Raw genomic sequence first — 1,260 nt, 5'->3', positions numbered from 1 at the left:
GATTTTCTGGCAAAGTATGTCAAGTCCAAGAAGGACGCGGCAGCGATTCTCGCGGTTGACACTTCTATTATCAAGCCCACGCTCGGGTATGTTGCCAAGATGGCAACGAACGGTCTGGAGTTTCCTACTGTTCTTGAGAAGTATAAGACCAAGCTCGACGAGTATATCGAAGAGTTGATCGTCGAAGGCAACGAGGTTCTTGCCTCAAAGCAAGCCAAGGCTGCTGTCAAGGCTGCTGCTCCCGTCATTTCTATTCAGGAGCGCACTCGCGAAGCTGCGCGTGAACACATCGGTTTCATCGAAGGTGAGATTGATGATTTCATTGCTTCCGGGTGTAAGAGCAAGTTCAGTACGTTCGAGTATCTTCAGAAGATTGGTGTGAAGGGTGGGTACATGACGTACATCATCGAACACTTTCAGCCGATCTATGAGGAGATTCAGGAAGCACTTCGCGGTGAAGACGAGCAGTTGGTCGAGGGATATTCTTTTTTGACCAAGCCTCGCAAGCGAAAGCTGATTGCCTTCTATGCCAACATTCTCAACGATTGTCGCGAGTGGCAGAAGGAGAGTCGTGGCAAGCGCAAGTCTCGCAAGCGCAAGGTCAAGACGCCGAAGGATCTCGTGAAGTCTCTGAAGTTCAAGGAGAGTGACACCGAGTTCAAGATCGAAAGTGTCAAACCCGAAAACATCATTGGTGCCACTCAGGTTTGGGTCTTTGATACGAAGACTCGATTCCTTCACAAGTACGTTTCCGATATTGGAATGAGTGTGAAGGGTAGCACGCTGAAGGAGTTTGACGAGGATCAGTCATTCAAGAAGAAGATTCGTGAGTCTTATTGCGAGCGTGTTCTGGATGACGTAGTGAATGGTGGCAAGGTCAAGCTGCGAAAGTCGATTGCTGACATTGCTGCCAAGGAAGTTCCGGTGACTGGGCGCATCGGAAAGGAGATGGTGATTGTGAGGGTGTTGAAGTGACAACAAGAGATCATGTAGCAAAACTTGTGCGTGAAGCATATGATTTAGGAACTGAAAGCCAGCGGCTTCAAACAAATGAAGATCCTAGAATCTCGATTATGATGATCGTAGATGAGATCATGCAGCGTTGCGATTGTACATGCACATGCTCGGTGGAATCATATCATTGCCCGGTTCATTGGGAGGAATAGTGATGAGGCAGTTTAGAAAGTTTTTGAATGAGGTGATGAACCTTCCTTATAAAGAAAATCTAAATAGCCATGAACACGAAAAGTCTGTTCGTGA

At 47.3% G+C, this 1,260-nt stretch carries 2 protein-coding genes; both read left to right on the top strand.

What is annotated here, in order from left to right:
• On the top strand, window positions 1-975 hold a 975-nt coding region (locus tag EBR25_14145; protein ID NBW42111.1), incomplete at its 5' end, for a hypothetical protein.
• Window positions 972-1,166 carry a hypothetical protein gene (locus tag EBR25_14140; protein NBW42110.1) on the top strand — a complete coding sequence of 65 codons (195 nt, stop codon included), beginning with the start codon at window positions 972-974 and terminating at the stop codon, window positions 1,164-1,166. The genes EBR25_14145 and EBR25_14140, both read left to right, overlap by 4 nt.
• Window positions 1,167-1,260 lie beyond the last annotated feature (94 nt).

It is taken from the genome of bacterium (genome assembly GCA_009926305.1).
GTDB lineage: Bacteria > Bdellovibrionota_C > UBA2361 > UBA2361 > RFPC01 > RFPC01.
This window is presented reverse-complemented; position numbering and strand designations above follow the sequence as displayed.